The 26,450-nt window shown below is 61.5% G+C and carries 27 protein-coding genes and 1 pseudogene; 11 read left to right on the forward strand and 17 right to left on the reverse strand.

The window, feature by feature from the left end:
• Positions 1-24: 24 nt before the first annotated feature.
• From C8K44_RS05020 to C8K44_RS05035, 4 genes are all read right to left on the reverse strand, one after another.
• Positions 25-1,344, reverse strand: coding sequence for an MFS transporter (locus C8K44_RS05020; RefSeq protein ID WP_109574660.1), 1,320 nt, complete (start codon positions 1,342-1,344; stop codon positions 25-27).
• Between the two features lie 84 nt (positions 1,345-1,428).
• Positions 1,429-1,710 carry a metal-sensing transcriptional repressor gene (locus tag C8K44_RS05025; RefSeq protein ID WP_109574661.1) on the reverse strand — a complete coding sequence of 94 codons (282 nt, stop codon included), beginning with the start codon at positions 1,708-1,710 and terminating at the stop codon, positions 1,429-1,431.
• Positions 1,711-1,788: 78 nt separating this feature from the next.
• Complete coding sequence (locus C8K44_RS05030) at positions 1,789-2,019, reverse strand: DUF4287 domain-containing protein (RefSeq protein WP_109574662.1); 231 nt, start codon at positions 2,017-2,019, stop codon at positions 1,789-1,791.
• A 22-nt stretch (positions 2,020-2,041) separates the two neighbouring features.
• Complete coding sequence (locus C8K44_RS05035; protein WP_109574663.1) at positions 2,042-2,959, reverse strand: DMT family transporter; 918 nt, start codon at positions 2,957-2,959, stop codon at positions 2,042-2,044.
• Between the two features lie 49 nt (positions 2,960-3,008).
• Here C8K44_RS05035 and C8K44_RS05040 point away from each other — a divergent pair, with 49 nt between their 5' ends.
• Together C8K44_RS05040 and C8K44_RS05045 are read left to right on the forward strand one after the other, a co-directional pair.
• Positions 3,009-3,545, forward strand: coding sequence for a MarR family transcriptional regulator (locus C8K44_RS05040; protein WP_109574664.1), 537 nt, complete (start codon positions 3,009-3,011; stop codon positions 3,543-3,545).
• A gap of 87 nt (positions 3,546-3,632) precedes the next feature.
• Positions 3,633-4,265 carry a LysE family translocator gene (locus tag C8K44_RS05045; RefSeq protein ID WP_109574665.1) on the forward strand — a complete coding sequence of 211 codons (633 nt, stop codon included), beginning with the start codon at positions 3,633-3,635 and terminating at the stop codon, positions 4,263-4,265.
• Between the two features lie 8 nt (positions 4,266-4,273).
• Here C8K44_RS05045 and C8K44_RS27870 read toward each other — a convergent pair whose 3' ends face one another.
• Together C8K44_RS27870 and C8K44_RS05055 are read right to left on the reverse strand one after the other, a co-directional pair.
• Positions 4,274-4,492, reverse strand: coding sequence for a hypothetical protein (locus tag C8K44_RS27870; RefSeq protein WP_109574666.1), 219 nt, complete (start codon positions 4,490-4,492; stop codon positions 4,274-4,276).
• Positions 4,489-5,172 carry a DUF2092 domain-containing protein gene (locus C8K44_RS05055; protein ID WP_245417364.1) on the reverse strand — a complete coding sequence of 228 codons (684 nt, stop codon included), beginning with the start codon at positions 5,170-5,172 and terminating at the stop codon, positions 4,489-4,491. The genes C8K44_RS27870 and C8K44_RS05055 overlap by 4 nt, the downstream gene beginning before the upstream one ends.
• 389 nt (positions 5,173-5,561) lie before the next feature.
• On the opposite strand from C8K44_RS05055, the gene C8K44_RS27450 reads away from it, so the two are divergent.
• The 4 genes and pseudogenes from C8K44_RS27450 (at position 5,562) to C8K44_RS05075 (ending at position 8,385) form a co-directional block, all read left to right on the forward strand.
• A complete protein-coding gene (locus tag C8K44_RS27450) occupies positions 5,562-5,732 on the forward strand; it encodes a hypothetical protein (protein WP_158282709.1) in 171 nt (56 codons plus the stop codon).
• A 341-nt stretch (positions 5,733-6,073) separates the two neighbouring features.
• A complete protein-coding gene (locus tag C8K44_RS05065; protein WP_348626317.1) occupies positions 6,074-6,544 on the forward strand; it encodes a hypothetical protein in 471 nt (156 codons plus the stop codon).
• A gap of 340 nt (positions 6,545-6,884) precedes the next feature.
• Positions 6,885-7,328 (forward strand): annotated as a pseudogene (locus tag C8K44_RS05070) (arylsulfatase); the annotation flags it as partial.
• Between the two features lie 232 nt (positions 7,329-7,560).
• Positions 7,561-8,385: a hypothetical protein gene (locus C8K44_RS05075; RefSeq protein ID WP_109574670.1), complete on the forward strand. Its 825-nt coding sequence runs from the start codon at positions 7,561-7,563 to the stop codon at positions 8,383-8,385.
• 5 nt (positions 8,386-8,390) lie between these two features.
• On the opposite strand, the gene C8K44_RS05080 is transcribed toward C8K44_RS05075, so the two are convergent.
• From C8K44_RS05080 to rpoZ, 8 genes are all read right to left on the reverse strand, one after another.
• Positions 8,391-8,891, reverse strand: a complete 501-nt coding sequence (locus tag C8K44_RS05080; protein WP_109574811.1) for a DUF488 domain-containing protein — start codon at positions 8,889-8,891, stop codon at positions 8,391-8,393.
• Positions 8,892-8,973: 82 nt separating this feature from the next.
• Positions 8,974-9,903, reverse strand: a complete 930-nt coding sequence (gene era / locus C8K44_RS05085; protein WP_109574671.1) for a GTPase Era — start codon at positions 9,901-9,903, stop codon at positions 8,974-8,976.
• Positions 9,900-10,622: a ribonuclease III gene (gene rnc / locus C8K44_RS05090; protein ID WP_109574672.1), complete on the reverse strand. Its 723-nt coding sequence runs from the start codon at positions 10,620-10,622 to the stop codon at positions 9,900-9,902. Before rnc ends, era begins: the two co-directional genes overlap by 4 nt.
• 2 nt (positions 10,623-10,624) lie before the next feature.
• The gene (gene lepB / locus C8K44_RS05095; protein ID WP_109574673.1) at positions 10,625-11,371 is read right to left on the reverse strand and encodes a signal peptidase I; all 747 of its coding nucleotides are present in this window, start codon (positions 11,369-11,371) and stop codon (positions 10,625-10,627) included.
• A 76-nt stretch (positions 11,372-11,447) separates the two neighbouring features.
• On the reverse strand, positions 11,448-11,864 hold the full coding sequence (acpS, locus tag C8K44_RS05100; RefSeq protein ID WP_109574674.1) for a holo-ACP synthase: 417 nt from the start codon (positions 11,862-11,864) through the stop codon (positions 11,448-11,450).
• 7 nt (positions 11,865-11,871) lie between these two features.
• A complete protein-coding gene (gene pyrE / locus C8K44_RS05105) occupies positions 11,872-12,450 on the reverse strand; it encodes an orotate phosphoribosyltransferase (protein WP_109574675.1) in 579 nt (192 codons plus the stop codon).
• Between the two features lie 38 nt (positions 12,451-12,488).
• Positions 12,489-14,720 carry a bifunctional (p)ppGpp synthetase/guanosine-3',5'-bis(diphosphate) 3'-pyrophosphohydrolase gene (locus C8K44_RS05110; protein ID WP_109574676.1) on the reverse strand — a complete coding sequence of 744 codons (2,232 nt, stop codon included), beginning with the start codon at positions 14,718-14,720 and terminating at the stop codon, positions 12,489-12,491.
• A 293-nt stretch (positions 14,721-15,013) separates the two neighbouring features.
• Positions 15,014-15,409 (reverse strand): DNA-directed RNA polymerase subunit omega, encoded by a 396-nt coding sequence (gene rpoZ, locus C8K44_RS05120; protein ID WP_109574678.1) that lies wholly within the window; start codon positions 15,407-15,409, stop codon positions 15,014-15,016.
• A gap of 280 nt (positions 15,410-15,689) precedes the next feature.
• Between rpoZ and C8K44_RS05125 the strand changes: the two genes are divergently transcribed.
• From C8K44_RS05125 to C8K44_RS05135, 3 genes are all read left to right on the forward strand, one after another.
• Positions 15,690-16,271 carry an NYN domain-containing protein gene (locus C8K44_RS05125; RefSeq protein WP_109574679.1) on the forward strand — a complete coding sequence of 194 codons (582 nt, stop codon included), beginning with the start codon at positions 15,690-15,692 and terminating at the stop codon, positions 16,269-16,271.
• Positions 16,271-16,936 (forward strand): uracil-DNA glycosylase, encoded by a 666-nt coding sequence (locus C8K44_RS05130; protein WP_109574680.1) that lies wholly within the window; start codon positions 16,271-16,273, stop codon positions 16,934-16,936. The genes C8K44_RS05125 and C8K44_RS05130 overlap by 1 nt, the downstream gene beginning before the upstream one ends.
• Positions 16,937-17,678: 742 nt before the next feature.
• Complete coding sequence (locus C8K44_RS05135; protein WP_109574681.1) at positions 17,679-19,415, forward strand: BCCT family transporter; 1,737 nt, start codon at positions 17,679-17,681, stop codon at positions 19,413-19,415.
• Between the two features lie 934 nt (positions 19,416-20,349).
• Here the strand turns inward: C8K44_RS05135 and smpB are convergent.
• A complete protein-coding gene (gene smpB, locus C8K44_RS05140) occupies positions 20,350-20,829 on the reverse strand; it encodes an SsrA-binding protein SmpB (protein ID WP_109574682.1) in 480 nt (159 codons plus the stop codon).
• A gap of 144 nt (positions 20,830-20,973) precedes the next feature.
• Positions 20,974-21,855, reverse strand: a complete 882-nt coding sequence (dapA, locus tag C8K44_RS05145; RefSeq protein ID WP_109574812.1) for a 4-hydroxy-tetrahydrodipicolinate synthase — start codon at positions 21,853-21,855, stop codon at positions 20,974-20,976.
• Positions 21,856-22,086: 231 nt separating this feature from the next.
• Here dapA and C8K44_RS05150 point away from each other — a divergent pair, with 231 nt between their 5' ends.
• Positions 22,087-24,129, forward strand: a complete 2,043-nt coding sequence (locus tag C8K44_RS05150) for a lytic transglycosylase domain-containing protein (RefSeq protein ID WP_109574683.1) — start codon at positions 22,087-22,089, stop codon at positions 24,127-24,129.
• A 93-nt stretch (positions 24,130-24,222) separates the two neighbouring features.
• The gene (locus C8K44_RS05155) at positions 24,223-25,104 is read left to right on the forward strand and encodes an alpha/beta hydrolase (RefSeq protein WP_109574684.1); all 882 of its coding nucleotides are present in this window, start codon (positions 24,223-24,225) and stop codon (positions 25,102-25,104) included.
• A 188-nt stretch (positions 25,105-25,292) separates the two neighbouring features.
• Here the strand turns inward: C8K44_RS05155 and C8K44_RS05160 are convergent, their stop codons facing one another.
• The gene (locus C8K44_RS05160; protein ID WP_109574685.1) at positions 25,293-26,417 is read right to left on the reverse strand and encodes a porin; all 1,125 of its coding nucleotides are present in this window, start codon (positions 26,415-26,417) and stop codon (positions 25,293-25,295) included.
• Between the last annotated feature and the right edge of the window lie 33 nt (positions 26,418-26,450).

Here is a 26,450-nt window from a genome sequence, read left to right on the forward strand (position 1 = left end):
GCCCCAAAAGGCTCTGGCAATCGGTCAGCGCTCGCGCGGCCATTCCAGGTGGAGATTGTCGATCACAAATCGATGGGCGTGCCGGCGGCCCTGGCGGTGGCCGCCCTCATCCCAATGCGGATCGTCCTCGGCCAGGCCGTGATGGTCATGGCCAACGACGTCGGGATCGGACGTCGGCCACATGGAAAGCGCGGCGGCCAGTGCGATGGTGGCGATACCGGCCATGATGACGAAGGTCTGGGACAGGCCTACCGTCACGCCGAGCCAGCCGGCCAGCGGATAGGTGATCAGCCAGCAGGCATGGGAAAGCGCGAACTGGGCAGCAAACAAGGCCGGCCGGTCCTCAGGGCGCGACGAGCGCCTGAGCAGCCTGCCTGCCGGGGTTTGCGCAACCGAATAGCCAAGGCCAAGCACGAACCATAGTGGCAGCAGTGAATCGAGACCCTGCACCATCGTGCCCGAAACAAGCCCCACCGCCAGCAAGGCTATGCCCGCCAGCATGATCGAGCGATCCTGAATGCGGTCGAGAATTCCGGGCAGCACGAGTGCCGCCACCATCGACCCGCCGCCATAAGCCGCCAGCGCCATCGCCGTCGATTCTTGCGTCAGGCCGAATTCGCCCTGCACGATGACCACGGTGTTGACGATCACCATCGCGCCCGAGGCTGCAACCGCCATGCTGACGGCAAGCAAACCTTGCAGTCGCGGCGTCGCAAGATAGATCCGCAAGCCACGCGTGGTTCGCTCATAGATACTGCGATGCGCAGATGCCTGCGGGTTCGGCAGCGTCACCGACACGACCAGGGCGGCAGAGGCGAGGAAGCCGACCACGGTGCCGGCAAACAGGCTATGGAAGCTGACAACCGTCAGAAGGGCTGCCGCCAGGATGGGGCTGACTAGGCTTTCGAGGTCGTAGGCAAGACGCGACAGCGAAAGCGCGCGCGTATAGTCCTTCTCCTCAGGCAGGACATCGGGAATCGTCGCCTGGAAAGCCGGGGTAAATCCGGCGGATGCCGATTGCAGCAAGAAAATCAGCACATAGACCTGCCAGACCTCGGTGACGAAAGGCAAAAGCAGCACGACTGCAGCGCGGACAAGGTCCAGGCAAACCAGCATCGGCCGGCGCGGCAGCCGCTCGGCAAGGGCGGCCGCCACAGGTGCCACGACGACAAAGGCGATCATCTTGATTGCAAGGGCGGTGCCAAGCACCACACCGGCGTCCGGGCCTGCCAGCTCAAAGGCCAGGAGCCCGAGCGCGACAGTGGCAAGACCGGTGCCGATCAGCGCGATCAGCTGGGCAGCAAACAGATGGCGATATGTGCGGTTGGACAGGATCTGAAGCATCGGTCAGGCTCGGCGGTGTCAGGTGGCCAGCGGCATTGCTCGGCGTCAGGTGCACCGTCGCCGGCGCATCCTGGTGCGGCACGCTCAGAGGTACTTGGTAATTTCCTTGAACTCGTCGATCGACTGCCGCTGCTCGCGCGGCAAGGGTCCGACTGCCTCTTCCAGGCAATGATCGAGGTGGTCCTGGATCAACGTCCGCTTGGCTTGGCCGACTGCTTTTTCCACTGCGTGCAGTTGCTGCGCCACATCGAGGCACGGCCTGCCGGCCTCGATCATGGCGATGATGCCGCGCAGATGGCCTTCGGCCCGCTTCAGCCGCTTGAGCGTTTCTGGGTGGGACGCATGGGTGTGCACATGATCTGTCATGCGCAATTGCTATCCCCCCGGAGGGTATACGGTCAAGTGCAGGCTTGCTCTCTGGGTGAGCGCAAACGCTGTTGCCGGCTAGAGGTCGCCGATCTTCTTCTTGCCGCTCAACAGCGCAAAGACCGCCATCGAATGCCCATGGCCGAGACCGAAATCGTCACTGAGCCATGCGATGACCTGCCCGGCCTTCACGCCGGGCTTGAGTTTTCCATGTTCGGAAAAGCCCTTGTCGTCGGACAGTTTCAGAAGCTCTTCCGGCTCCTTTCCGGTCTTTCGCTTGATGGTGTCGAGATAGGCTTGAAAAGACATTGCAACTTCTCCTTTGAAATCTTCAGTCCGCTCTTCTGCGGTTGGCCAAGACACCGCCGAGGATGATCGCCGCCAGTCCCGCAACCGACAGCGCCGTCAGCACGTCATTGAAAAGAAACGCGGCCATCAGCACGCCAAAGCCCGTGCCCCAATAGCCAAGCTGGCTGAAAAACACCGGGCCGCCGATCTCCTGCAACTTGAAGTTCAGCAGGTAAGACAGCGCTGATGTGCCGATCATGCAGGCCATCCAGAACAGCACCGCAGGCTCGGAAAACGTCCACCCCAGCGGCGCCTCGAAGACTGGGGCAAGCAATCCGACAAGCAGGCTCGAGCTGATCAGGATGCCGCATGAGAACGCCAATGCCGAGGTGCCCTTTGGCCAGAAGGCCGATCGAATGATGTTTCCGAGCGCCGCGCAGGCCGGGATCGCCAGGCCCAGCACCACCCATTCGGTCTGCGAGAAATCGATCTGCGCGAGCTGCTGCTGGACGAGAGCCACCATGCCGGCGAGGCCGACGACGATCCCGGCAAACCTGCGCAAATACATGCGCTCGATGCCGAAACCGGCGGCAAAGGTCATCGTCACCAGCGGCGACAGCGAATAGACGGTCGACGTGTATGCCGGCCCGACGCGTTCGACGATGAAGTAGGACAGCACCGTCGGTATCGTGAAGCTGATGATGCCAAGCACAAGATAGAGGGCGACGTGACGAAGCTCATGGGGAATGCTCTGCCTCGAAACGGCGAGCCACGGCAGCAGGATCATGCCTGCGCCCACATTGGCCACCAACGCCAGCTGGAACGGCTGCATGCCGGCATTCAGCGCCGCCTTGGAGATCATGATACGCGCCGCAAACACCAGCCCGCACAGCGCAAGCAGCAGAAGCGGCGAGCGCGCGGCAGCAGAAACGGGAAACCGCAAAACATCCTGTTGCGTCATCTCTCACCCCAATATATCTTACCGTTAAGATAAATACGGAATTATCTTAGTGTCAAGACATCTCAACGACGAACAGAGTGAATTTCGCGACGGTATCGATGCGCGGCGCGCGCAATGGGCCAAGGAGATTCCCGATCTCGATACGCGAGGGATGGCCATCTTGGGCCGCGCGCGCTGGATCACGCTGGCGGCCCGGCCGAAGATCGAGGCGATCTTCGCCGCCTACGGGCTCGACAGCGGCGAGGCCGACGTTCTGTTCACGCTGCTGCGTTCCGGGCCGCCTTACCGTCTTCGCCCGACGGAACTCTACCGCTCGATGATGATTTCGTCCGGCGGCATCACCAACCGGATCAACCGCCTCGCCAAGGCCGGTCTGGTCAGGCAGGTCAGTCCGGAAGGTGACGGCCGCAGCCTGCCTGTCGAATTGACCGACGAAGGCATCCGCCGCGCCCGCGAGGCGTTCGAGGCCGACATGGCGGTGGAGGCAGTGATGCTCGAAAGCCTGAGCGAAACAGAGCAGGAGCAGCTCACAAGGCTTTTGCGCAAACTGGCGCTATCCCTGGGCAGCACCAGCGCGCCAGAATGATCGAACTGCGGCTATCGCACAGCCAAGGATCATGTAGTTTCGCGTGATTGGGCATATGACCCAAGCGGCCACCACGGGAGTACAGGCATGCCGTCGACCGAGCTGTTGATCGCCTTTTTCGCCACCACCGCGATCTTCGCCTTCATGCCTGGCCCTGCCATGCTTTACGCCGCCGCCCAGACGCTGGCGCGCGGGAGGTGGTCGGGATTGATGGCAGCGCTCGGCATCCATCTCGGCGGTTATGTCCATGTCATTGCCGCCGCGGCCGGCCTTTCGGTTCTTTTTCACGCCGTGCCTGTGGCCTACATGACCGTCAAACTAGTCGGCGCGGCCTATCTCATTTGGCTCGGCATCGCGCTGTTCCGCGCCAAGGTCCAGGGCGATGGCGACCTCCCCGTCATCGAACCCAAATCCGCCCGGCGCGCCTTCTTCGAAAGCGTCACCGTCGAGGTGCTCAACCCCAAGACGGCGATCTTCTTCATGGCGTTCCTGCCGCAATTCATCGATGCGTCGGCGGCATTTCCGGTCTGGCTGCAGTTCTTCCTGCTGGGCATGATCGTCAACATGATGTTTTCGAGCGCCGACATCATTGGCGTGGTCCTGGCCGGTGCGATGATCACAAGGCTGCGGCGCTCAAGCCGTGCCCAGCGCCTGATGCAACGCGCCGGCGGCGCGGTGCTTGTCGGCCTTGGGGTTCACGTCGCCCTGCAAAAGAGCTGAACGGTCGCCTAGCAGTAATACACGCCAACCGCGCAGCGGCGCGCGGTGCGCCTGGCCACTCCTGCAACGCTCACCGGCGTCAACGGGCGGCCGACCCTCGCCTCGGCGCTCGAGACAAGACTGAACCCATGAAGGCCAGCCATTGTCGGCCGCTCCAGGGCTCCGAGCCCTAGGAATGCCGCGGTTGCGGCGACAAGATAGATCCTGAACTTCCTTGACGTGTTCATTTGCCGCCTCCTGGCGCAAAATGGCTGGGCAGTTCGTCGATATCGCGCAATTCCTTGACGTCGATCTTCTTGGCGCCGGCTGGCGCCTTGAAGGCAAAGTCATCGGCCTTTGCGTCAGTGCCGGCTTCCCAGTCGCTGATCTGGATGCTGTATTGCGGCCCTTGGGCAATCCCTATTGAGGTTATGACATACCGGCACGGATAGGGATGCTCGCCTTGCGCAATCCAGATCTGCCAATCAACGTCCTTGGCCCGGAACGCCAGGTGGTCGCATTCAGTGCCGCCGATCACGCCGCTGCCGAGATCCTTGACGTTCTTCACGTCATGCATCAGTTCGTCGTAGACGTTCGACAGCAACAGATCGGCGCCCGGAACCGGCTTGTGGTACTTGTCGCGCAACGCATCGACGAGTTGATCCACAGTGCCGGGAGCATCGACCTGCGCGTAGGCATTGGCGTCCTTGCCCAGCAAGGTCAGAACCTTGCCGTCGAACACCATTTCGACATTGGCGAACCCGCCCTTGCGCGTCGCCCGGAACTTGTCGGGCCGGCTGAGATCGACTTCACCCGAACTCGCCAGCAGCAGCTTCTGATGATCCTTGGTCACGACCTCGAGATTGGTGTCGTATTCGAACGATATGTTTTTCTGCGCGGCCAGGTAGTCCGACATCGCCTTGAGCATGGATTTCGCTCCGGCTTCATCGGCCCTTGCTGGCGCTCCGAGGCCCAACGTCAAGACCAGAGCCGTGGCGGATGCCGTCGCAATGACTGGCAGGCTTTTTCTAGCGGCGCTCACGGTTTGGCGAGCCCGATTGAGGAGGTCATGCTGTTCGAACATGGGAGAACCTCGCTTTGGTTGTCTGCGTTGGGGCTTTCCTTAGAATGCGACTTCGGGTCAGGCGGGGTCCGCCATGTCGCGGCCTGCATCGCCGTTCCCTCAACCTCGCCTATGCAACCTGGGCATGCAGGTTCAGGCGTAGACTACCGCAACCTACTCCCCGAACGCCGGGCGGTCCACCACCATGGTCCGGTCTATTCCTATTGATGTATTGGTCTGCGTTGCAGCCAAGCATGCAGGCTCAAGGCGCTGGCGTTCGCGCGGTCGAGGCGGCGCTCGACACCGAATATGACCGCGCCACCCAATTCTGCCTGAAGTATGGTTTTGCGAAGGTCGGCGAAACCCGTTTCCAGATCGACGACCAGTCTTACCCGAACCACGTGCCGCGATACGATCTTGCGTAGCAACCCTGATCTTGATCGCGCTCGGACAGGTTGCAGGCACTTGCCTCGCGCCCGGAGCATTGTTACCGTTACCCGCTTCCAATTCCCGGGGGACATTCCAGCATTCGACAATTCAAGTCTCGTATTGCCTCTCCTGGGCGACTTCTTCGACAGGCTCGACATTGCGAAGAACAAGTCCAAGAGGGGAAATTCACGCCAGACAATCAACGCAGTTTCTGAGCCAAATTGTTCGGCTCAACGCCTCCAGAATACTGAACTCAGCGCAACCGCACGTGCAGCAAGTGGTTTTTCTACGAAGCAAAACGAAGGATAAGCGCATGTACACGAAGACAGTAGTGGGAATGATAGTGGCCCTCGCAGCTTGGGCCGCCCCAGCCTCCGCCCAGGATTTGAAAAAGTTCGGGACCGAGGCCGGCTGGGACATCTTCATCAAGCCGGACATGGGCCCGGGCTGCGTGATCTCGAAGAAACTGAACAGCGAAGCGCAGTTCCAGATGGGCATCGACGCGACCGCCGAGAAACGTGGTTACATGGCGCTCTACACCAAGGCCGACGCCAACGTCAGCGCCGGGGACTCGCTCGAGGTGATTTTCGATGTCGACGGGGAGAAATTCAGCGGCGCGGCAACCGGCCAGCAGATCGACGGGATGAAAGGGGCCTTCGTCTGGGTCAACAATCCCGAGTTCATCTATGATCTCGCCAAGAAGAAGAACCTGACAATCTCCCCGGCGGGACGCCAGCCGATCGTGTTGCCCCTTACCGGCACCGATGCCGCCTTCAAGAGCCTGCGCGCCTGCCAGGAAGCTCAGTAGGCAATGGCCCGCATCCGCTCCAACAGTGTCGTTGAGTAGCGGTGGAATGATCGGGAGGTGGACGGACGTTCCGCCTCCTGAAACTGGCCTTGCCGCTTCCGGTACTGCCTATCAGCTCGCCGCCAAGGACGAGCGAAACTACACTCCGCCGGAGGCACACGGCCACCTGCAAGTCGGAACAAGCCGCAGTTAGCCTTTGCCCAGACACGCCGCATGCCCACCGGATCGAAAGAAGCCGGCACCCTTCGCGCATCCTGGCAGCTCGCAGCGCAGCCGGCTCCCATGTCAGCTTTTGCAGCAGCCCCACAGCTGATGAAGAGATCGACATGACCGATGAACCCGATCTATCAAGTTCTCGTGGTTCTATTTTACCGAGAACGAACTGTCTCCCGGCGCTGCCCGCCTCGGCAACTACAAGGCCGTGTTCAATCTGCGCGGCGACGATGGCGAGGCAACCGGCGGATTGGCCGTCGATTCCAATCTCGGATGGAAGGGCGCGGATAAGTATGTGGCAACCGTGCCGCAAGTGTTCGATCTCTGGCAGGATCCCCAGGAGCGCTACGACATCTTCATGAACAACTATACCGAGCGCACCTGGACGATGGTCACGATCAGTGCCGCCATCGAGGAACTGATGAAGACCTATCTGAAGTATCCGCCGCGCAAGCTGCAGAGCGCGTCTTACTCCGGTCCGATCGAGATCTCGCGATACCAGCAGTTCCAATGGGTACGCGATCAGCTCGCCAAGGACGGGTTCAAGCTTCCCATGCCAACCGGAAACTGAAGAAACTCAACATGAAGGGGCGGCGCTGCAAGGTGCCGCCCCTTCGCATGGTCCATCTTACGCGTGGTACTTTCCGAGCATCGAATCCGACTTTCGGGCCGATGCTGTAAATTAATAGGACTTGATCCCCGTACCCCTTTCGGGATTTTGTTCGTTCTTATTGACTATCTTGCTCACTCAGCTTTCTTCTAGATGCAATTTCAAAAATGATTGGATAATTTCGAGGAACTTCATGCAGATTCGGAACCTTCGTATCCTTATTCTGTGCAAGACCTATCCTTCACCAAGCGGCAAATATGCGGAAACTTCATGTGTGGCAGGCATGGACGAGACTGGTGATCTCATCCGTCTGTTCCCAGTTCCATTCAGACTGATCACCGAAGAACAACAATTCAAAAAATGGCAGTGGATCACAACGAAGGTCCGCAAGTCCTCCAAAGATCATCGTCCGGAAAGCCACACCATTCTTGTTGACACCATTCATAGAGGTGTCGAGGTTTCAACCAAGGACGGCTGGGCGGAGCGGCGCAGGCTGATGGACAAGCTCGCCCTCTTTTCGGACTTCAAGAGCCTGAATGACGCCCGGATATCTAATAATCGATCACTCGGTTTGTTGAAGCCGGCCAGGATACTCTCCCTAGATATTGCCCCCGCTCTGAAGCAAGGCTGGACTCCTGAGGAGCTTGCAAAGCTTGAACAAGATCAAAAACAGGCAGGCCTGTTTGACGAACGCGAAGCTAAGATCATCAAGACCCTTCGCAAGATTCCGTTCGATTTCTACTATTCCTATGAATGCCACACGCCTACGGGACCTGTCGCCTACAGGCACAAGATCGTCGATTGGGAGGCAGGGGCACTTTATTGGAATTGCGTCAGATCCCATGGTAACGATTGGGAAAGGGCGTTTCGTTTCCAGATGGAGACGCGCCTCCCGGGCCAGGACCTAACGTTCCTAATGGGAAATATTCACCGGTTTCCAGATCAGTGGCTCATCGTCAGCCTGATCTATCCGCCACGACGAACATCTGACCAAAGGCAACAAGGCGAACTGTTCTGAACGTGTCAGGCCAATGCTGGAGGAGAAGTTACCAAGCGCGCCCCGTTTCGAACATAGCGCTGCGGGTCATCGGCATACAGATGGCTCATTGTGTAGCCGTAAGGAGCCATTCGTTCACCGACGATCAAACGGTGACAGGTCTTCGGGTCACGTTCGAAGCAAAGCAGACAAACCTTCGTCCGCTCTGCAGTCTTGGCAAGTTCGGCGATGACCAACGCCGAATCTGGCCGGTCCACGTGAGCCGAGTAGATGTGGCGAAATTTAGCAAGATCCCCTGCCTTGGCAGCTTCGCGACCCGGCTTAGGATCGCCTAGGGCTGATAGTGGGAGGTACTTTATGCCTACCTCTTCGAGTCTGGCTTTAAGAGTGTTTTTTGAGAACCCCTTCTTGCGCGACAGCGGGATTGCTCGAACATCCGCGACTGTCTCGATGCCTACAATCTGCAAGGTACGCAAGAAACGGTCGATATCTGTCCCTTCGTAGCCAATTGTGAAAACAGATTTCACTTCAAGCAACCTTTCGACCGTTGCGAGTACGATAGCACATCGTAACTGGAAGGACGGTTTCCATATCAGCCATCGCCCTTCCCTAGTGCGGGAAATCCAGACCCATTTCGCGGTAGCGCTCGGGGTCGTCGCCCCAGTTCTCGCGCACTTTCACGAACAGGAACAGGTGCACTTTCTGTTCCAGGATGCCCGCGATCTCCATGCGCGAGGCCTGGCCGATGGCGCGGATGGTCTCGCCCTTGTGGCCGAGCACGATCTTCTTTTGGCTGTCGCGCTCGACAAAGATCACCTGCTGGATGCGCACGGACCCGTCGGGCAGCTCTTCCCATTTCTCGGTCTCGATATGCGACGAGTAAGGCAGCTCCTGGTGCAGCCTGAGATACAATTTCTCGCGCGTGATCTCGGCCGCCAGCTGGCGCATCGGCAGGTCGGAAATCTGGTCCTCGGGATAGTACCAAGGGCCTTCGGGCAGGCGCTTGGCCAGGAAGTCGAGCAGGTCCTTGCAGCCCGATCCGGTCAGTGCCGAAACCATGAAGGTGCGTTCGAAATCGACAGCCTCGTTCGCGGTCGCAGTCAGCTTCAGCAGCTTTTCGGGATCGACCCGGTCGACCTTGTTGAGGATCAGTACCTTGGGCTGGCGCACGTCCTTGAGGCGTTCGAGGATGGCCGCGGCATCGCCCTTGATGCCGCGCTCGGCATCGATGAGCACCAGGATCAGGTCGGCATCCTTTGCCCCACCCCAGGCGGTCGTCACCATTGCCGTGTCGAGGCGGCGCCTCGGCTTGAAAATGCCGGGCGTGTCGATAAACACGATCTGGGCGTTATCGTGGGTGGCGATGCCGCGCACGATCGCGCGCGTGGTCTGCACCTTGTGGGTGACGATCGACACTTTCGCGCCGACAAGCTGGTTGACCAGCGTCGATTTTCCGGCGTTCGGCGCGCCGATCAGCGCGACAAAGCCCGAGTGGGTGGCACCCGTTTCAGGCGTAGTGGTTTCAGGGGCATCGGTCACGATGCGGTCTCCTCATTCTTCCAAACGCCCTCGCGCACCAAAAGGGCGGCGGCTGCGTTCTGCTCGGCCTCGCGCTTGGAGCGACCGGTGCCGGTGGCGGGCAAAAATTTGCCGACCCGCACGCTCACCGAAAATACGGGGTCGTGATCAGGGCCGGTGCGGCTTTCGATCTGGTAGGCAGGCACTGCTGTCGACGCCTGGTGCGCCCATTCCTGCAATTCGGTCTTGGGGTCGCGGCGGGCCGCGCCCGCGGCCTCGGCGCGCGGCTTCCAGTACTTGTGAATGAAGCGCTTGGCCGCATCCAGCCCGCCGTCGAGATAGATGACGGCGATCAGTGATTCCAGCGCGTCGGCGCGCAGATTGACGCGCTTGCGCTCGGCGAGATTGCGCACTTCGGAGCCGGCGCGGATCAACTCGGCCAGCCCGATCTCGTCGGCGATCTGCGCCAGGGCCTCGGCATTGACCAGCGCGTTGAGCCGTACCGAAAGCTCGCCTTCAGGCGCTTCCGGGAAATCGGCCAGCAGCATGTCGGCGACGGCCAGGCCCAGCACGCGGTCGCCCAGGAACTCGAAGCGCTCGTAGTCCACGCCTGCGTTTGCGCTGCGCGCGCTGCCATGCGTCAGCGCCCGTAGCAGGCGCTGATGGTCGCGGAAGATATGGCCGGTGCGAAGTTGCAGCGCATCGGCAAGTTCCGTGGCGGTGAGCCGTTTGCCAGCCATGCCTATCGGACGAAGTTGAAGAGGCGCGAGCCGCGCATCTCGGTCGGCCACTTCCAGATTTCCAGCGGGCTTGCGCCGTCGGCGATCGAGAAGAAGATGATGTTGGCGCGGCCGACAAGGTTCTCGGCGGGCACGAAGCCGACGTTGAAGCGGCTGTCGGTGGAATTGTCGCGATTGTCGCCCATCATGAAGAAGTGGCCTTCGGGCACGACGAATTCACGCGTGTTGTCGCCGATCGAGTCTGGCGTCAGGTCGAGCGTGTCATAGGAAACGCCGTTCGGCAGCGTCTCGCGATAGACATCGACCGGCCGGTTGACCTCGGTGATGTCGGGGTTGTCGATCTGGCCGACCTTCTCGCGCGTAACGGCGGTGCCGTTGATGTAGAGCTGGCCATCCTTCATCTGGATGCGGTCACCGGGCAGGCCGACAACGCGCTTGATGTAGTCGAGAGAAGGATTGGGCGGGAACTTGAAGACGACGACGTCGCCACGCTCCGGATCGGAGCCGAAGATACGGCCCGAAAACAGGTTGGGCGACAGCGGCAGCGAATAGCGCGAATAGCCGTAAGCCCATTTGGTGACGAACAGGTAGTCGCCTTCGAGCAGCGTAGGCCGCATCGAGCCCGACGGGATCGAAAACGGCTGGAAAAGCAGCGTCCTGATCACCAGGGCGAGCAACAGCGCCTGAACGATGACGCTTACGGTCTCGCCGAGCCCGCCGGACTTCTTCTGTTTTTCAGCCACGCTCATGTCGTCCTCGATTGTAGGTCGCGATGGTATAAGGGCTCGCTGGCCCCGGGGCAATGTCTTGGCCGCCGCCAAAACCCTAAGATAGTGGCGGTTGTTCGACGGGCACCGCCTCGATGATCACAAAGGCTTGTGCCAGGGGAAAATCGTCGGTGATTGTCAGGTGAACCACCGCGCGATGGCCTGCCGGCACCATTTCGGCGATGCGCCGCGCAGCCCCGCCGGTCAGTTCCATGGTCGGGCGCCCGCCCGGCATGTTGACCACGCCCATGTCGCGCCAGAACACGCCTTCGGCGATGCCGCAGCCCAGCGCCTTCGAGCACGCTTCCTTGGCGGCGAAGCGCTTGGCATAGGAGGCTATGCGCCCGCGACGGCCCTCGGCCCTCTCCTGCTCGACCTCGGTGAAGACGCGCTGGATGAAGCGCTCGCCGTGGCGGGCGATCGATTTTTCGATCCGCCTTATGTCGATCAGGTCGGAGCCGATGCCGATGATCATCGGTGCCTCAGATGTTGCGGCTGCCCGGCTTGACCGCCGGGATCGCCGCCAGTTCCGGTGGCAGCTGGTCGGCCGGATAGGCCGGCACCTCATATTCGGCGAGCGCGATCAACGGCACGCCGACATCGCTCTTGCCGGCCGAGCGGTCGATGATGCAGGCGGCGGCCACGACCTCGGCGCCGAGGTCGCGCAAGCACTCGATGGTCTCGCGGATCGACAGGCCGGTCGTGACGATGTCCTCGACGATGACGACGCGCGCGCCCTTTTCGATCTCGAAGCGGCGCAACCGGAAAGTGCCCTGCTCGCGCTCGACCCAGATCGCCGGCACCTTCAGATGCCGCGACGTCTCATAGGCAGGGATAAGTCCGCCGATCGCCGGGCCAACGACATAGTCGATGTCGCCCTTGACCTCCGCGCGGATCTTTTCGGCAAGCGCCTTGCACAGTGTCTCGGTCTTGTCGGCATGCATGAACACGCGTGCCTTTTGCAGGAACACTGGGCTGCGCAGGCCTGAGGTCAGGATGAAATGCCCTTCCAGCACCGCACCAGCCGAACGGAAGATGTCCAGAACTTCGCTCGTTTGCATGTCGTGTCGTCTTTCTTTTTCGCCCAGCTTGCCTGCCCTTAGCCGTTGACGCGGCGGGCATCGCTGACGCTGGAGTTGTCCTTGAGCTGGGAGATCAGCCGGTTCAGGTGCTTCAGATCCCAGACTTCGAGATCGAGCAGCATTTCGGTGAAATCGGGCGCGGTGCGTATCATCGACAGCGTGTGGATGTTGGCGTCGTTGGCCGCGACCACCTGGGCGATGTCGGCAAGCGAGCCCGGCGCGTTGATCGCGGTCACCGAAAGCCGCGCCGGAAATCGCTCCTTCGAGCCCTCGTCGAGATCCCAGCGCACGTCGATCCAGCGCTCCGGCTGGTCGTCGAAGGCCATCAGCGACGGCGACTGGATCGGATAGATGGTGATGCCCGAGCCAGGCTGCATGATGCCGACGATACGGTCGCCCGGCACCGCTCCTTCGGGTGCGAAACGTACCGGCAGGTCGCCGCTGACACCGCGAATCGGCACGGCGGGGCCCCAGCGCTTGCTTTCCTTGCGTGTCGGCGCGGCCGAACGGCCGGGAATCTGGAACAGCATGCCGGCGGCGTTGCGGATCTTCGACCAGCCTTCCTCGCGCGGCTTCGCCGTCTGCGTCACGCGCTCTTCCTTGTAGTCGGGGAAGACGGCGCGTACGACGTCGTTGGACGACAGCTCGCCACGGCCGACAGACGCAAGCACATCCTCGATGTCCTTGCGCGCGAGCCTGTGCAGTACCGGCTTCAGGCTGTCCTTGGAGAACTTCTTGCCGGCGCGCTCGAAGGCGCGTTCGAGAATACGGCTGCCGAGCCCGGAATATTGCTTGCGGATGGCGTTCTTGGTTGCCCGCCGGATCGCCGAGCGCGCCTTTCCAGTGACAACGATCGATTCCCACGCTGCCGGCGGCACCTGCGCCTTGGAGCGGATGATCTCGACCTCGTCGCCGTTCTTGAGCTCGGTCATCAGCGGCATCACCCGGCCGTTGACCTTTGCGCCGACGCAGGTATCGCCGACATCGGTATGCACCGCATAGGCGAAGTCGATCGGCGTCGCACCCCTGGGCAGGGCGATCAGCATGCCCTTGGGGGTGAAGCAGAAGACCTGGTCCTGGAACAGCTCGAGCTTGGTGTTTTCGAGAAAATCCTCGGGATTGTCGCCGTCGGCGAGCTGCTCGATCGTACGCCTCAGCCAGGCATAGGCGTTGGTTTCCTTGGAGATGGTGTGGCCGGCGCCGTTGATCTTTGCCAAGTTGTCCTTGTAGATCGAGTGCGCGGCCACGCCGTATTCGGCGACCTTGTTCATCTCGCGCGTGCGGATCTGCAGCTCGATGCGCTGGCGCGACGGGCCGACGATGGTGGTGTGGATCGAGCGGTAGTCGTTCTGCTTTGGCGTCGAGATGTAGTCCTTGAAGCGCCCCGGCACCATCGACCAGGTGGTGTGGATGGCACCCAGCGCGCGGTAGCAATCGGCGACTGAGTCGACGACGACGCGAAAGCCGAAGATGTCCGACAGCTGCTCGAACGACAGCGCCTTGGTCTCCATCTTGCGGAATACCGACCACGGCTTCTTCTGCCGGCTCGTCACGTCCGCCTTGATCGCATATTTCTCGAACTGCGCCGACAGCGCCTTTTCAATGTCGACGAGCACACCTTGGCTGCGCGCCGACATTTCGGCAAGGCGCTCGGTGACCGTACGATAGGCCTCGGGATTGATGTAGCGGAAGGCGAGTTCTTCCAGCTCCTCGCGCATGCCCTGCATACCCATGCGGCCGGCCAGCGGCGCATAGATGTCCATCGTCTCCTCGGCGATGCGCAGCCGCTTGCCTTCGGGCACGTGGTGCAGCGTGCGCATGTTGTGCAGACGGTCGGCGAGCTTGACCAGAAGCACGCGCACGTCCTCGGAGATCGCCAGCAAAAGCTTGCGCAGGTTCTCCGCCTGCTCGGCCTTCTTGGAAACGAGGTCGAGCTTCTTGAGCTTGGTCAGGCCCTCGACCAGCTTGCCGATGTCAGGGCCGAACAGCTCGTCGATCTCGGCACGGGTCGCACTGGTGTCTTCGATGGTGTCGTGCAGCAGCGCGACCGCAATGGTCGCCTCGTCCAGATGCATGTCGGTGAGGATCGCCGCTACTTCGAGCGGGTGCGAAAAATACGGATCGCCCGAGGCGCGGCGCTGATGGCCATGCTTTTGCATGGCATAGACATAGGCCTTGTTGAGCAGCGCCTCGTTGACGTCAGGCTTGTAGCGCTGGACGCGCTCGACAAGCTCATACTGACGCATCATGGGCGGCTTCCTGGAACTCGAAATGAATCATGCGCCGCAAGGGCTTGCGACGCATGTCATAGATAACCACTGATGTTGCGGCGCGGAAGTGGCGATGACGTGAGTTTCACGCCGCGCGGGACCTTTTTGGTTACTTTGCAGCCGCCGCCCGGAGTTTGTTCGGTAACTCGCCCTGCCGAGGGAGATGGTTTGGTTTTCGAGAACCGGAGCGGAACGGACTTGGGGGTCCGTGAGCACCGGAAGCGCAGAAAACCGAAGCAGATGCCCGGCAGGGTAGAGTTAGCGTCAAACTCTTAGTAGTCGTCGCTCTTTTCGGGCGCGACCAGGCTCTCGATGCCGGCGAGCAGGTCTTCTTCCGACATGCGGTCAAAGTTGATGTTTTCTTCGGCTTCGTCGCTGTCGATCGCAGCAGCGGTGGTCTGGTCCGCGGGCTCGGGCGCCTCGGGCTCCGGCTCGTCGACTTCGACGTGCTTCTGCAGCGAATGGATCAGGTCTTCCTTGAGATCGTCCGGCGACAGCATTTCGTCGGCGATTTCGCGCAGTGCCACGACCGGGTTCTTGTCGTTGTCGCGCGGCAGCGTGATCTGGGCGCCCTGCGAGATCTGGCGGGCGCGATGGCCGGCGAGGAGCACCAGCTCAAAGCGGTTGTCGACCTTGTCAATGCAGTCTTCAACGGTTACGCGGGCCATGAAGTGCCCCTTTCATGCATGGATTTGACGGAAAGCTGGCGCGTGCCTTAACCTGAAAGGGCGCGCAATTCAAGCATGAAGCCTCGTCGGGGCGAAACCAACAGAATTCCCGGCCGGTATCCACTCACTATTTATTTTAGTGCTCGACAACCTTCCCCCTCTTGGAATGACTCGCGCCCGGCGATATTTCCCGAATAGGGGCAAGGCATTGATTTGGGGGAGAACGGACGCTCGATTCAGCGTATTTGGCCACAGCCTATTTCAACAAGGATATTTTCCTATGTTTGATCCTCGCGAGAAAATCGCTCTTTTTATCGACGGAGCCAACCTCTACGCCACGTCGCGCTCTCTCGGGTTCGACATCGACTATCGCAAACTGCTGGCCAGCTTCCAGAAGCGAGGCTACCTGCTGCGGGCCTATTACTACACGGCATTGGTCGAGGATCAGGAGTACTCCTCGATCCGCCCGCTGATCGACTGGCTTGACTATAACGGCTTCAAGGTCGTCACCAAGCCGGCCAAGGAGTTCACCGACGCCACCGGCCGGCGCAAGATCAAGGGCAACATGGACATCGAGCTGACTGTCGATGCCCTGGAGCTCGCCGATGTCGTCGATCACTATGTCATCTTTTCCGGCGACGGTGACTTCCGCACCCTGGTCGAAGCGCTGCAGCGCCGTGGCCGCAAGGTCTCGGTGATTTCCACAATGGCTTCGCAGCCGCCGATGATCTCGGACGATCTGCGCCGTCAGGCCGATCACTTCATCGACCTGATGACCCTGAAGGCTGAGATCGGCCGCGAACCCTCCGAACGTCCGGCCCGCAAGCCCGACCCGACCGAACCCGCGCCCGACGACATTTGATGCACAGTCCCCTGCCCGCCCTGCCGGTCGATCCCGACCGGAATTGCCCGCTCTGCCCGCGCCTGCATGATTTCATCGCCAGTTGGCGCGAGCGCGAGCCAAGCTGGTACAACGCTCCCGTGCGTTCCTTCCTGCCGCCGGAGGGGGAAGAGGCCGTGCGTTTCCTGATCGTCGGGCTGGCACCCGGCGTGCGTGGGGCAAACCGAACAGGACGCCCCTTCACCGGCGACTATGCCGGCGAGCTTCTCTATTCCACGCTCAAGCGCTTCGGCATGGCGCGCGGCGAGTTCGAGGCGCGGCCCGACGACAGCCTTGAACTGATCGGCACGGCAATCACCAACGCCGTGCGCTGCGTGCCGCCGGACAACAAGCCGGTGGGTGCCGAGATCAACACCTGCCGCACCTTCCTGGTGCCGACCATCGCGCGTTTTCCCAATCTGAAGGCCATCCTGACGCTGGGCTCGATCGGCCATCAGTCGACGGTGCGTGCGCTCGGTGCACGTGTGGCGGCGGTGCCGTTCAAGCATGGCGCGCGTTGCGACGTCGGTGGAATAGCGGTGTTTTCGAGCTATCACTGCTCGCGCTACAACACCAATACCGGCGTCCTGACGGAAGAGATGTTCGTCAACGTTTTCCGTGACGTAGCCGAATTCCTGCGGAAGTAGCCGAGCAACCGAGCTTCCGGTCCCGCACAAACCCCGGCGCGGCGCGCCAGCGCCCGCCGGCATTCGGCCCGCGATGGGCCGGGCGGTTTCACCGATAAAGGTCTTGCCGGGAAAGAAGCCGCCCCGGGGTAGGTTGCGGCGACGTGGTTAGCCGATCGTCTACAGAATACAGCCCTGATTTCAGCCCCAGCCAGCTCCCAAAGGGCCTGATGGCGGCGGCCGCCACGACGTCAGCGGCATCGCGGTGTTTTCGAACTGCCTGTGCCTGCGCTCCAGCACCAATTACGGTGCGTTCGTGGACGTGTCTGGCAGACCCCTTCAAACAAGCTGACAACCTTATGAAGTATTAATCAGGAATAATATTCTTCCATCGAATTACACTATCAGCTTACCTTCAATCAGCCTTGATTCATCCTGCCAACTGCCGGGAAATCGACGCAAGATTGACAAAATTCAATCTTCTCGATATTAGCACCTCCGTGAGTCAATTCGAACACATCGGGCTACCGAAGCCCATCGATTGTCAGCGAGCTGCAATCGGACACCAGATTCAGTCGCCGAAGCCCGCAACGCGCAAGCCGCCTTGCAAGTGCTGACAGGCCTGAACACTCACAGCTAAGCTGCCTTTCGACCTTTTGCGCCTTCCATTTCCGGCCTCGAACGAACGGCTTCAGCGCCCACCCGTCGCGTGGCATCCCGCTCGTTTTTGCTGCGCCCTTGAAGAACACGAGGGACAATCCTGATGACGACAACGACATTGCAGCCAGATTTGGCCGATATGGCCATTCCCGCTCCCGAAGGAGCAACCCAGATCATTGAGACCGACTATGAAATCGGTCAGGACAATATCCAGTACCGCCGACGCTTCGTCTTCGAGCTCGACATCCACAACATCGTCTTTTCCGTCGCGGCATTGAGCGTCGTCGCCTTCACCTTGCTGACGCTGATGTTCCAGACCTCGCTCGCTCCTTTCTTTGCCGACCTGCGCAGCTTCCTGACCGACAACCTCGACTGGTTCTTCCTCTCGGCCGGCAACGTCTTCGTCCTGCTGTGCCTGGCGCTGATCGTACTGCCCGTCGGCCGAATCCGCCTCGGCGGTCCCGAGGCTGTGGCAGAGTATGGTTATGTCGGCTGGTTCGCGATGCTGTTCGCCGCCGGCATGGGCATCGGCCTCATGTTTTATGGCGTCTCCGAGCCGATGTCGCATTTCACCGCCGCCCTCGACGGGCCTGTGGTTGAAAACGGCATCCGCACCGACTGGGCGCCGCTGGGCGGCGCCGTCGGCGACGCGGCGGAGGCGCGTCGGCTTGCCATGGCCGCCACCATCTTCCACTGGGGCCTGCACCCGTGGGCGATCTATGCCATCGTCGCTTTGTCGCTGGCACTGTTTTCTTACAACAAAGGGCTGCCGCTCACCTTGCGTTCGGTGTTCTACCCCATCTTCGGCGAGCGCGTCTGGGGCTGGCCGGGCCACGTAATCGACATCCTGGCGGTCTTCGCCACCCTTTTCGGCCTGTCGACGTCGCTGGGCATCGGCGCGCAACAGGCCAGCGCCGGCCTCGAATTCCTGTTCGGCTGGACCTCCACCAGCGGCACCATGGTCATCCTGATTCTGGTGATCACGGCCATCGCCACGGCATCCGTCGTTGCCGGCATGGACAAGGGCGTGAAGCGGCTGTCGGAAATCAACATGCTGCTTGCCATCACCCTGCTTGGCTTCATCGTCGCCGTTGGCCCAACGACCCAGATCGTCACCGGGTTCTTCCGCAACCTGGGCGCCTATGCCGAGTACCTGCCTGCGCTTTCGAACCCCTTCGGCCGCAGCGACGACAACTTCCGCCATGGCTGGACGGCCTTCTATTGGGCCTGGTGGATCAGCTGGTCGCCCTTCGTCGGCATGTTCATCGCGCGCGTCAGCCGCGGCAGAACCGTCCGCGAGCTGCTCATAGCCGTGCTTCTGGTGCCGTCGCTGGTCTCGGTGCTGTGGATGACGGCTCTTGGCGGCACGGCGATCGGCCAGCTGCTCGACGGCTTCACCGCGGCACGCGACGCATCGCTTGAGCTGCAGCTGTTCCAGATGCTGTCACAGCTGCCGCTGACCAGCATAACCTCATTCATCGGCATCATCCTGGTCATCGTGTTCTTTGTCACCTCGTCGGATTCTGGCTCGCTGGTCATCGACACGATCTCGGCCGGCGGCAAAGTCAACGCGCCGGTGCCGCAGCGTGTCTTCTGGGCGACGTTAGAGGGCCTTGTCGCCATCGCGCTGCTTCTGGGCGGCGGCCTCGCCGCGCTTCAGGCGATGGCCGTTTCGACAGGGTTTCCTTTCGCCATCGTCCTTTTGGGCGCGAGCTTCTCTCTCATCAAAGGCCTGATCGACGAGCCCAGGCCCGAACCACAGGCGCCGTCGAGATCGTTCGCTGCGGCGCGAGGCCTGATGTTGCCCCCGGATCACGCAAAAAAGCCCGGTGGTGCGTGAGGCGACAACCGGGGCAAGGGAGCTTTGGCAAACGGAACGGCTGGCTATAGCGCCAGCTGAACAGTTGGCCGGGACACGGGGCGAAAGGCACGCGGATCTAGCGCGTGCAGACAACCACCTGCTCCCTCAGGCAGCGGATTTGGTGAGACTCAAGCTCAGCCGCTTGCCCGGTATGAAGCGCCTGCTGCCTTCGTGAACCCCGTGCCGCAATAGTTCCAATGCAGCGCTCAATTGCTGCCCGGCACCTGCTGGGAAATCTATCCACGCTTGCTCTTCGTTCGGCCACGTTTGGAACAGCCGCGCCAACGCTGCTGCCCACTGGGGCACAGCTCGGCACCCAGGCGCAACAAAAGGAATCATGGAGCGACGTTGAATGGCCATGACGGTGCACGACCATATTGCTGTCATCAGCCGTCGGCTGGGGCGTGGATAGGCGCGCGCGTTTGTCCACGCCCAAAAAACCTGTCGTATGATTCCTCGAGTTTCTCCCACGGGAACGCCGGTCGCGACGGTGATCTGTGGGGAGGAACCGGCGCCTCCGATCATGGGCTAACGTGGCTCGTGGTCCGGGGAGGTTCCGTCCAAGGGTTCCCCTCCGGGTATTACGGCCCGGGTGCGCTGGACGATGCGCTAGTGGGGCAAGGGCGAAAATGCCCATGCTTGCAGAAGCGGAACGGACGGGAACAAAAATCGCCGGCGGAGCGCGAGGTTCGCGCCATTACTTACTATCGGAAGGCACGGCCTCGCGCCCGCTTCCCGAACTCCCATCGAGGGAGTGTTCTTTGACAATAGCCAGGCGCGAGAGCGAGCGTGGCGATGAATAAGGTTGGCTTCTGCTCTCCCTCATCCTGAGCCTGTCGAAGGCCTCATCCTGAGCCTGTCGAAGGATGGGAAGACGGTCTCGGCAGAGGACTCGGCGCAACGCTAAAGAGTTCTACCCCCGCTCCTTGAGCAGTCGTCCCTTTTCGCGGTTCCAGTCGCGCTGCTTTTCGCTTTCGCGCTTGTCGTGCAGTTTCTTGCCGCGGGCAATCGCGAGAAGCATCTTGGCCATGCCGCGATCATTGAAATAGATCTTGAGCGGGATCAGCGTCATGCCCTCGCGCTCGATGTTCTGGGCGAGCTTGGCCATCTCGCGCTTGCTGACCAGCAGCTTGCGGCGACGGCGCGTCTCATGGTTGAAGCGGTTGGCCTGCAGATATTCCGGTACATAGGAGTTGATCAGCCAGAGTTCGCCGCCCTCGAAGGAGGCGTAGGAATCCTGGATATTGGCCTGGCCGAGCCGCAGCGCCTTGACCTCGGTGCCGCTCAGCACCAGGCCGGCCTCGAGCGTGTCGAGAACCTCATAGTTGTAGCGCGCCTTGCGGTTTTCCGCGGCGATCTTGTTGTTGGGGTCGGACTTCTTGCCCTGGCTCATGATCTTGGGGCCCGTTCTGCAACTCGCTTGAGCGAGTCATATGTTGGTGTTTCCGAGAGCCGCGACGCAGCGCTGCGTCGCGGCAGCGCGAAGACGCCTTCAGATGACCGCGAAAGCGGATGTTCCGAAAGGACTTCGCGCAGCTCAGTTGATGAGGCCGGCGTGCTTCATCGCCGCATCGATCTTTTCGGCGGTCGATGCCTCGACGGTCATCAGCGGCGAGCGCAGCACGTTCTCGATCCTGCCGAGGCGCGACAGCGCGTATTTTGCGCCGGAAGCGCCGGGCTCGATGAAGATCGCCTTGTGCAGCGGCATGAGGCGGTCCTGCAGCTCGAGCGCGCTGTCCTTGTCGTTGGCGAGGCTCGCCTTCTGGAACTCCGCGCAAAGCCGGGGCGCGACATTCGACGTCACGGAAATGGCGCCGACACCGCCATGGGCGTTGAAGCCGAGCGCGGATGCGTCCTCGCCCGAGAGCTGGATGAAATCCTTGCCGCAGGTGATGCGCTGCTCGGAGACGCGCTCGACCTTGCCGGTCGCGTCCTTGACGCCCGCGATGTTCTTGAAGTCGTGGGCCAGCCGGCCCATTGTCTCCGGCGTCATGTCGATGATCGAGCGTGGCGGGATGTTGTAGATGATGACCGGCAGGGTCGTTGCCTGCGAAACGGCCGCGAAATGCGCGTAAAGGCCGCGCTGCGTCGGCTTGTTGTAATAGGGCGTGACCACCAGCACGGCGTCCGCGCCGACGCTTTCGGCATACTTCACCAGACCGACGGCCTCTTCGGTGTTGTTCGAACCGGCGCCGGCAATCACCGGCACGCGGCCCCGCGCGACTTCGACGCACATCTTCACGACATGGCGATGCTCGTCGTGGCTCAGCGTCGGCGACTCGCCGGTGGTGCCGACGGGCACAAGACCAGTCGTGCCCTCGGCGATCTGCCATTCGACGAGTTCGCGAAAGGCTTTCTCGTCGAGACGGCCATTCTTGTCGAATGGTGTCACGAGCGCGGTAAGTGAGCCTCTCAGCATGTCGTCCAACTCCAGGAACCCTACGGTTTCGCAGCCTTTTTGATGTCGCCGGCTTTCTAGCCGAAAGCGGGGCCGCGCACCATAGTCTCGACACCAATTTGCGGCAAGTGTGGCCGGTGCCTATATGGCTTCAATTCGAACGACCACGCTAACCTTTCATTTACCCGCTCTTCACCAGATCAACCTAGGCTCGTGATAAACGCCTCCGACTGTCACCTGCAAGGATAAGGAATGGCCAGGATCATTCGGGCTGCCAGGCCGCATCATATAGCGCTTTTGGGCGCTCTTATCGCCCTCGCGCCCGTGCCCGCCGGCAGTTCCAGCCTCGACCCGCAGGCAACGTCGGCCCTCCCCTTCGCCAGCATCGGCAAGGCCGATGCCGCGCGCGCCGCCTTTGGCACGCTGGACCGGCTGAAGAACGGACTCGATGCGCTTTCCAGCGGCGATCTGGCGCAGGCGCGCGCCATCCGCGACAGTTTGCCCGCGACCGCGCTCGACCGCCACATCCTGATGTGGGCGATCGCCATCAATGGCGGCGACCAGGTACCCAGCGCCGACATCGCCGCTGCTGCCCAGGCCCTGCCCAACTGGCCGGGCCTCGCCACGCTTCGCCGCAACAGCGAGCGCGCCATGGCGCGTGAAAATCCCGGCCCCAACATCGTCGTTTCGGCCTTCGCCGGCAGCGAGCCGCAAACCGTCGAAGGCGCGTTGCTGCTCGCCCGCGCGCAGAAGGAACTCGGCAACGCCAAGGCAGCACTCGCCGTGCTGCTGCCCTACTGGCGCAACGAGAAGCTGGACGCCAAGTACGAAATCGCCATCCTCAATGACTTCGGCAGCCTGATCCCCGCCGCCGACCACCGCATCCGCATGGAACGCATGCTCTATGCCGACCGGGTGAATTCCGCGGTTCGGGTCGCCGACCTCGCCGGCGCCAAGGCACTGGCCGATGCATGGGCGGCTGTGATCAGGGGCGACAAGAAGGCGGGAGCGCTGCTCGACGCCGTGCCGGCAAACCAGCGTTCGGCGGGTTATTTCTTCGCCAAGGCGCGGTACTTGCGCAAGCAGGAAAAATTCGCCGACGCGGCAGCAGCGATGCTCAAGGCGCCAAAGGAGCGTGCGGCACTGATCGATCCGGACGCCTGGTGGATGGAACGCCGCGTATTGTCGCGCGAACTGCTCGATGAAGGCGACATCAAGAGCGCCTACCGGATCGCCGCCGCCCACTCGGCGGAAAGCCCGACCAACGCCGCCGACGCGGAGTTCCACGCCGGCTGGTACGCCCTGCGCGGCCTCAACGACGCCAAGACCGCCTCGGTCCATTTCGCCAACATCGCCAAGATCGCTGGCAGCCCTATCTCGTCGTCGCGCGCATATTACTGGCTCGGCCGCGCCGCCGAATCGGGCGGGCCGGGCGATGCGAAGGATTATTTCGCGCGCGCCGCCAGCTACGGCACGACGTTCTACGGCCAGCTCGCCGCCGAACGGATCGGCCGCAAGGCGCTCAATGTCGCCTATCCCGCGCCGACCGCGGCCGACCGCCAGACATTCTCGCAACGCGAGGCCGTCAGCGCGATCACGAGATTGGAAGGATCCGGCTACGCACGCTATGCCGAGATGCTTTACCGCGACCTCGCCGCACAGTTGAACAGCCCGGGCGAACTGGCGCTACTCGCTGCCATGGCCGAAAAACAGGACAATCACTATCTGGCCCTGCGCGTCGGCAAGATCGCTGCCCAGCGCGGGCTCGACATCGGTGCTTTGTCACATCCGATCGGCGTCATCCCCGCCTCGGCCAATATTTCGGGGTCGGGCAAGGCGCTGGCCTACGCCATCGCGCGGCAGGAAAGCGAGTTCAAGGTGTCAGCCATCTCGGGCGCCGGCGCGCGCGGGCTCTTGCAGCTCATGCCAGGCACGGCCAAGGACCTGGCAAAGAAGGCCGGCATGGTCTATTCGAAGGACCGCCTGACCACGGATGCCGCCTACAATGCCACATTGGGCGCGACCTTCCTTGGCCAGCAGCTCAGTCGTTTCGATGGATCCTACATTCTGACCTTCGCCGGCTACAACGCCGGGCCGCGTCGTGCGGACCAATGGATTGCTAGATATGGCGACCCGCGCGGAAAGGACATCGACACCGTCGTCGACTGGATCGAACGCATTCCATTCTCCGAAACCCGCAGCTACGTCCAGCGCGTCATGGAGAACTACCAGGTCTACAAAATGCGCCTGTCGGGCAGCTATGACATCGATGGTGACCTAGTGAAGGGTCGCTGACACGCCTCCTTGCCCTCGTTTGACTCTCGCAAGGAGCCCGTAGCTAATTCAGGTTGTTACGACAGGCGCTTAATACGGGGGGGAGAGGCGGCAATGGCTGGCCATGACGGCTATTCGGACTTCTTTTATGCATCGCAGGACGGCCTGAGGCTTCACGCGCGACTCTACGGCGCCGGCAATCCCGGCTTGCCAGTCGTGTGCCTGCCTGGACTCACCCGCAACGCCCGGGACTTTCACGAACTCGCGCTTCATCTCGCCACAGATCCAGAAAAACCACGTCGAATCATATGCTTCGACTATCGCGGGCGCGGCCGCTCGGAATACGACCCGAACTGGCAGAACTACAATGTCGGGATGGAAGCAGCCGATATCCTTGCGGGCCTCGACGCACTCGGCATCGATCAGGGCGGCTTCATCGGAACGTCGCGCGGCGGGTTGATCATCCACCTCCTGGCCGCGATGCGCCCTGCCCTCATCAAGGCGGTCGTGCTCAACGACATCGGCCCCGTTATCGAACCGGCCGGACTTGCCCTTATTCGCTCGTATCTGGAGAATTCACCGAGCCCGACGGATTTCGTCGATGCGATCAGGATTCAAAAAGCCGTCCACGGCGAAGCGTTTCCGGCACTGACCGAGGTCGACTGGCAGCGATTCGTCCACGCGATCTATCGCAACGAAGATGGAAGGCCGGTCGTCGACTTCGATCCCGCCTTGATCAACACCGTGCTGGCAATGGATCTTAGCCAGCCGTTGTCTGATTTGTGGCCGCAGTTCGCCACACTATGCGCCATACCGATGCTCGCCATCCGCGGCGCAAACTCACGGCTGCTGTCGGTTGCAACCATAGAAGAAATGCGCATGCGCCATCCGGGGCTTGAAACGATCACGGTCAAAGGCCAGGGACACGCACCGTTCCTGGAGACAGGCGCATTACCCGAGAAAATTGCGGATTTCATAAGCAGTGTAGACGCTTAGGCGTTCTCAGGCGCTCGCACGGGCATCTCCTAGAACTGCTTATCGCCAGAACGCCTTGCACGATTGTTCGCAGCGCCGCCACGCGGGTGCTTTGCGACGGCGTTCGGCACCGCCACGACCTTGCTTTGCCGAACAAAAAAACCCGGCGGTTGCCCGCCGGGTTTTCCTCAGATCAGCTGTAGAGCCGATTAGAACGATGCGTCGAGGCGCAGGAAGCCAGCGAAACCGCCGCCATTTGCAGTGCGCTCGAGGGTGTCGCCGTTGAAGTAGTTGAGGGCGAGCTTGGCATCGAGGTTCTCGACGATGTTGTAGTCGACGACCGCGCCGAGCGAGTAGTCGTTGTCGCCGCCGACCGGACGACCGCCGAGGTTGTTGTCGTGCGCGTCGCCGAAGTACTGACCGCCGAAGCCGACTGCCAGCTTTTCGTTGACCTGGTACTTCAGGTAACCAGCAACCGTCCAAGCGTAGCCTTTGTAAACGCCGCCCTGGAAGTTGTCGACTGCCCCGAGTTGGTTGATGGACCAGAAGGTCGGGCCCGACTCGTAGCCTGCCAGAACCTGCAGGGTAAGGGCGTCGGTTGCCTTGAAGTTGGCAATCGCCTTGAGAGCGAACTCTTCGTAGGCGTTGTCATAGCCAGCGTACAGGTTGAGCGAACCCCAACCCTGGTTGATGGCAACCTTGCCGACGACCAGCGGAACGTAGTCGAAGTTGTCCGACTCTTCTTCCAGACCGAGCGACACTGCGATGCCGTTGCCGGCGTCGAAGGTGTAGCGGATCTGGTTGACGCGGTCGCCGCCGCCGGCATCGAACTCGCCGGAAAGATCGCCGTCGAACAGGGTGTCGGTGTGACCGACGAGCAGGCCGCCGAGCTCGAAGTAGGCATGACGCAGAGCCGTGCCGCTTTCGCCCTTGACACCACGCCAGTATTCACCTGGCTGGCCCTGAACCCGGCCAGCACCTGCCTCGTTGCTCCAGCCGCCGCCCTGAACGCTCGCCTGGAACTCGATGTAACGGCGGAACGTGCCGTATTCGGTTTCCGAACGTGCGTCGAACTTCAGACGGGCGAGTGCCTGCTTGTTCCAGCCTTCGTCGCCGATGTGCTGAGCGCTGCTGATCTGGTAACGAACGAGGCCGCCGATCTTGAGGCAGGTCTCGGTGCCGGGGATGTAGTAGAAGCCCGCGCCGTAGACGTCGCAGATGCGGACGTATTCCATGGGCTCCGGCTCAGCGACGACGACAGCGTCGGCCGCACGAGCGCCGGAGACTGCGAGCAGAGCCGCAGCGGAGCCGAGAAGAAGGCTCTTAATGTTCATTTTCTGACCTCCAGTCAGAATCGTGACTGAAAG

Source organism: Aminobacter sp. AP02 (assembly GCF_003148805.1).
GTDB lineage: Bacteria > Pseudomonadota > Alphaproteobacteria > Rhizobiales > Rhizobiaceae > Aminobacter.

Coding starts and splice junctions, on each gene's coding strand:
- C8K44_RS05160 (WP_109574685.1), bottom strand. CDS start 26,417: ATGAACATTAAGAGCCTTCTTCTCGGCTCCGCTGCGGCTCTGCTCGCA.
- C8K44_RS05155 (WP_109574684.1), top strand. CDS start 24,223: ATGGCTGGCCATGACGGCTATTCGGACTTCTTTTATGCATCGCAGGAC.
- smpB (WP_109574682.1), bottom strand. CDS start 20,829: ATGAGCCAGGGCAAGAAGTCCGACCCCAACAACAAGATCGCCGCGGAA.
- C8K44_RS05135 (WP_109574681.1), top strand. CDS start 17,679: ATGACGACAACGACATTGCAGCCAGATTTGGCCGATATGGCCATTCCC.
- rpoZ (WP_109574678.1), bottom strand. CDS start 15,409: ATGGCCCGCGTAACCGTTGAAGACTGCATTGACAAGGTCGACAACCGC.
- C8K44_RS05125 (WP_109574679.1), top strand. CDS start 15,690: ATGTTTGATCCTCGCGAGAAAATCGCTCTTTTTATCGACGGAGCCAAC.
- C8K44_RS27450 (WP_158282709.1), top strand. CDS start 5,562: ATGCAGGCTCAAGGCGCTGGCGTTCGCGCGGTCGAGGCGGCGCTCGAC.
- acpS (WP_109574674.1), bottom strand. CDS start 11,864: ATGATCATCGGCATCGGCTCCGACCTGATCGACATAAGGCGGATCGAA.
- C8K44_RS05075 (WP_109574670.1), top strand. CDS start 7,561: ATGCAGATTCGGAACCTTCGTATCCTTATTCTGTGCAAGACCTATCCT.
- C8K44_RS05110 (WP_109574676.1), bottom strand. CDS start 14,720: ATGATGCGTCAGTATGAGCTTGTCGAGCGCGTCCAGCGCTACAAGCCT.
- lepB (WP_109574673.1), bottom strand. CDS start 11,371: ATGAGCGTGGCTGAAAAACAGAAGAAGTCCGGCGGGCTCGGCGAGACC.
- C8K44_RS05055 (WP_245417364.1), bottom strand. CDS start 5,172: ATGCTCAAGGCGATGTCGGACTACCTGGCCGCGCAGAAAAACATATCG.
- dapA (WP_109574812.1), bottom strand. CDS start 21,855: ATGCTGAGAGGCTCACTTACCGCGCTCGTGACACCATTCGACAAGAAT.
- C8K44_RS05030 (WP_109574662.1), bottom strand. CDS start 2,019: ATGTCTTTTCAAGCCTATCTCGACACCATCAAGCGAAAGACCGGAAAG.
- C8K44_RS05020 (WP_109574660.1), bottom strand. CDS start 1,344: ATGCTTCAGATCCTGTCCAACCGCACATATCGCCATCTGTTTGCTGCC.
- C8K44_RS05025 (WP_109574661.1), bottom strand. CDS start 1,710: ATGACAGATCATGTGCACACCCATGCGTCCCACCCAGAAACGCTCAAG.
- C8K44_RS05045 (WP_109574665.1), top strand. CDS start 3,633: ATGCCGTCGACCGAGCTGTTGATCGCCTTTTTCGCCACCACCGCGATC.
- C8K44_RS05150 (WP_109574683.1), top strand. CDS start 22,087: ATGGCCAGGATCATTCGGGCTGCCAGGCCGCATCATATAGCGCTTTTG.
- C8K44_RS05130 (WP_109574680.1), top strand. CDS start 16,271: ATGCACAGTCCCCTGCCCGCCCTGCCGGTCGATCCCGACCGGAATTGC.
- pyrE (WP_109574675.1), bottom strand. CDS start 12,450: ATGCAAACGAGCGAAGTTCTGGACATCTTCCGTTCGGCTGGTGCGGTG.
- rnc (WP_109574672.1), bottom strand. CDS start 10,622: ATGGCTGGCAAACGGCTCACCGCCACGGAACTTGCCGATGCGCTGCAA.
- C8K44_RS05065 (WP_348626317.1), top strand. CDS start 6,074: ATGATAGTGGCCCTCGCAGCTTGGGCCGCCCCAGCCTCCGCCCAGGAT.
- C8K44_RS27870 (WP_109574666.1), bottom strand. CDS start 4,492: ATGAACACGTCAAGGAAGTTCAGGATCTATCTTGTCGCCGCAACCGCG.
- C8K44_RS05035 (WP_109574663.1), bottom strand. CDS start 2,959: ATGACGCAACAGGATGTTTTGCGGTTTCCCGTTTCTGCTGCCGCGCGC.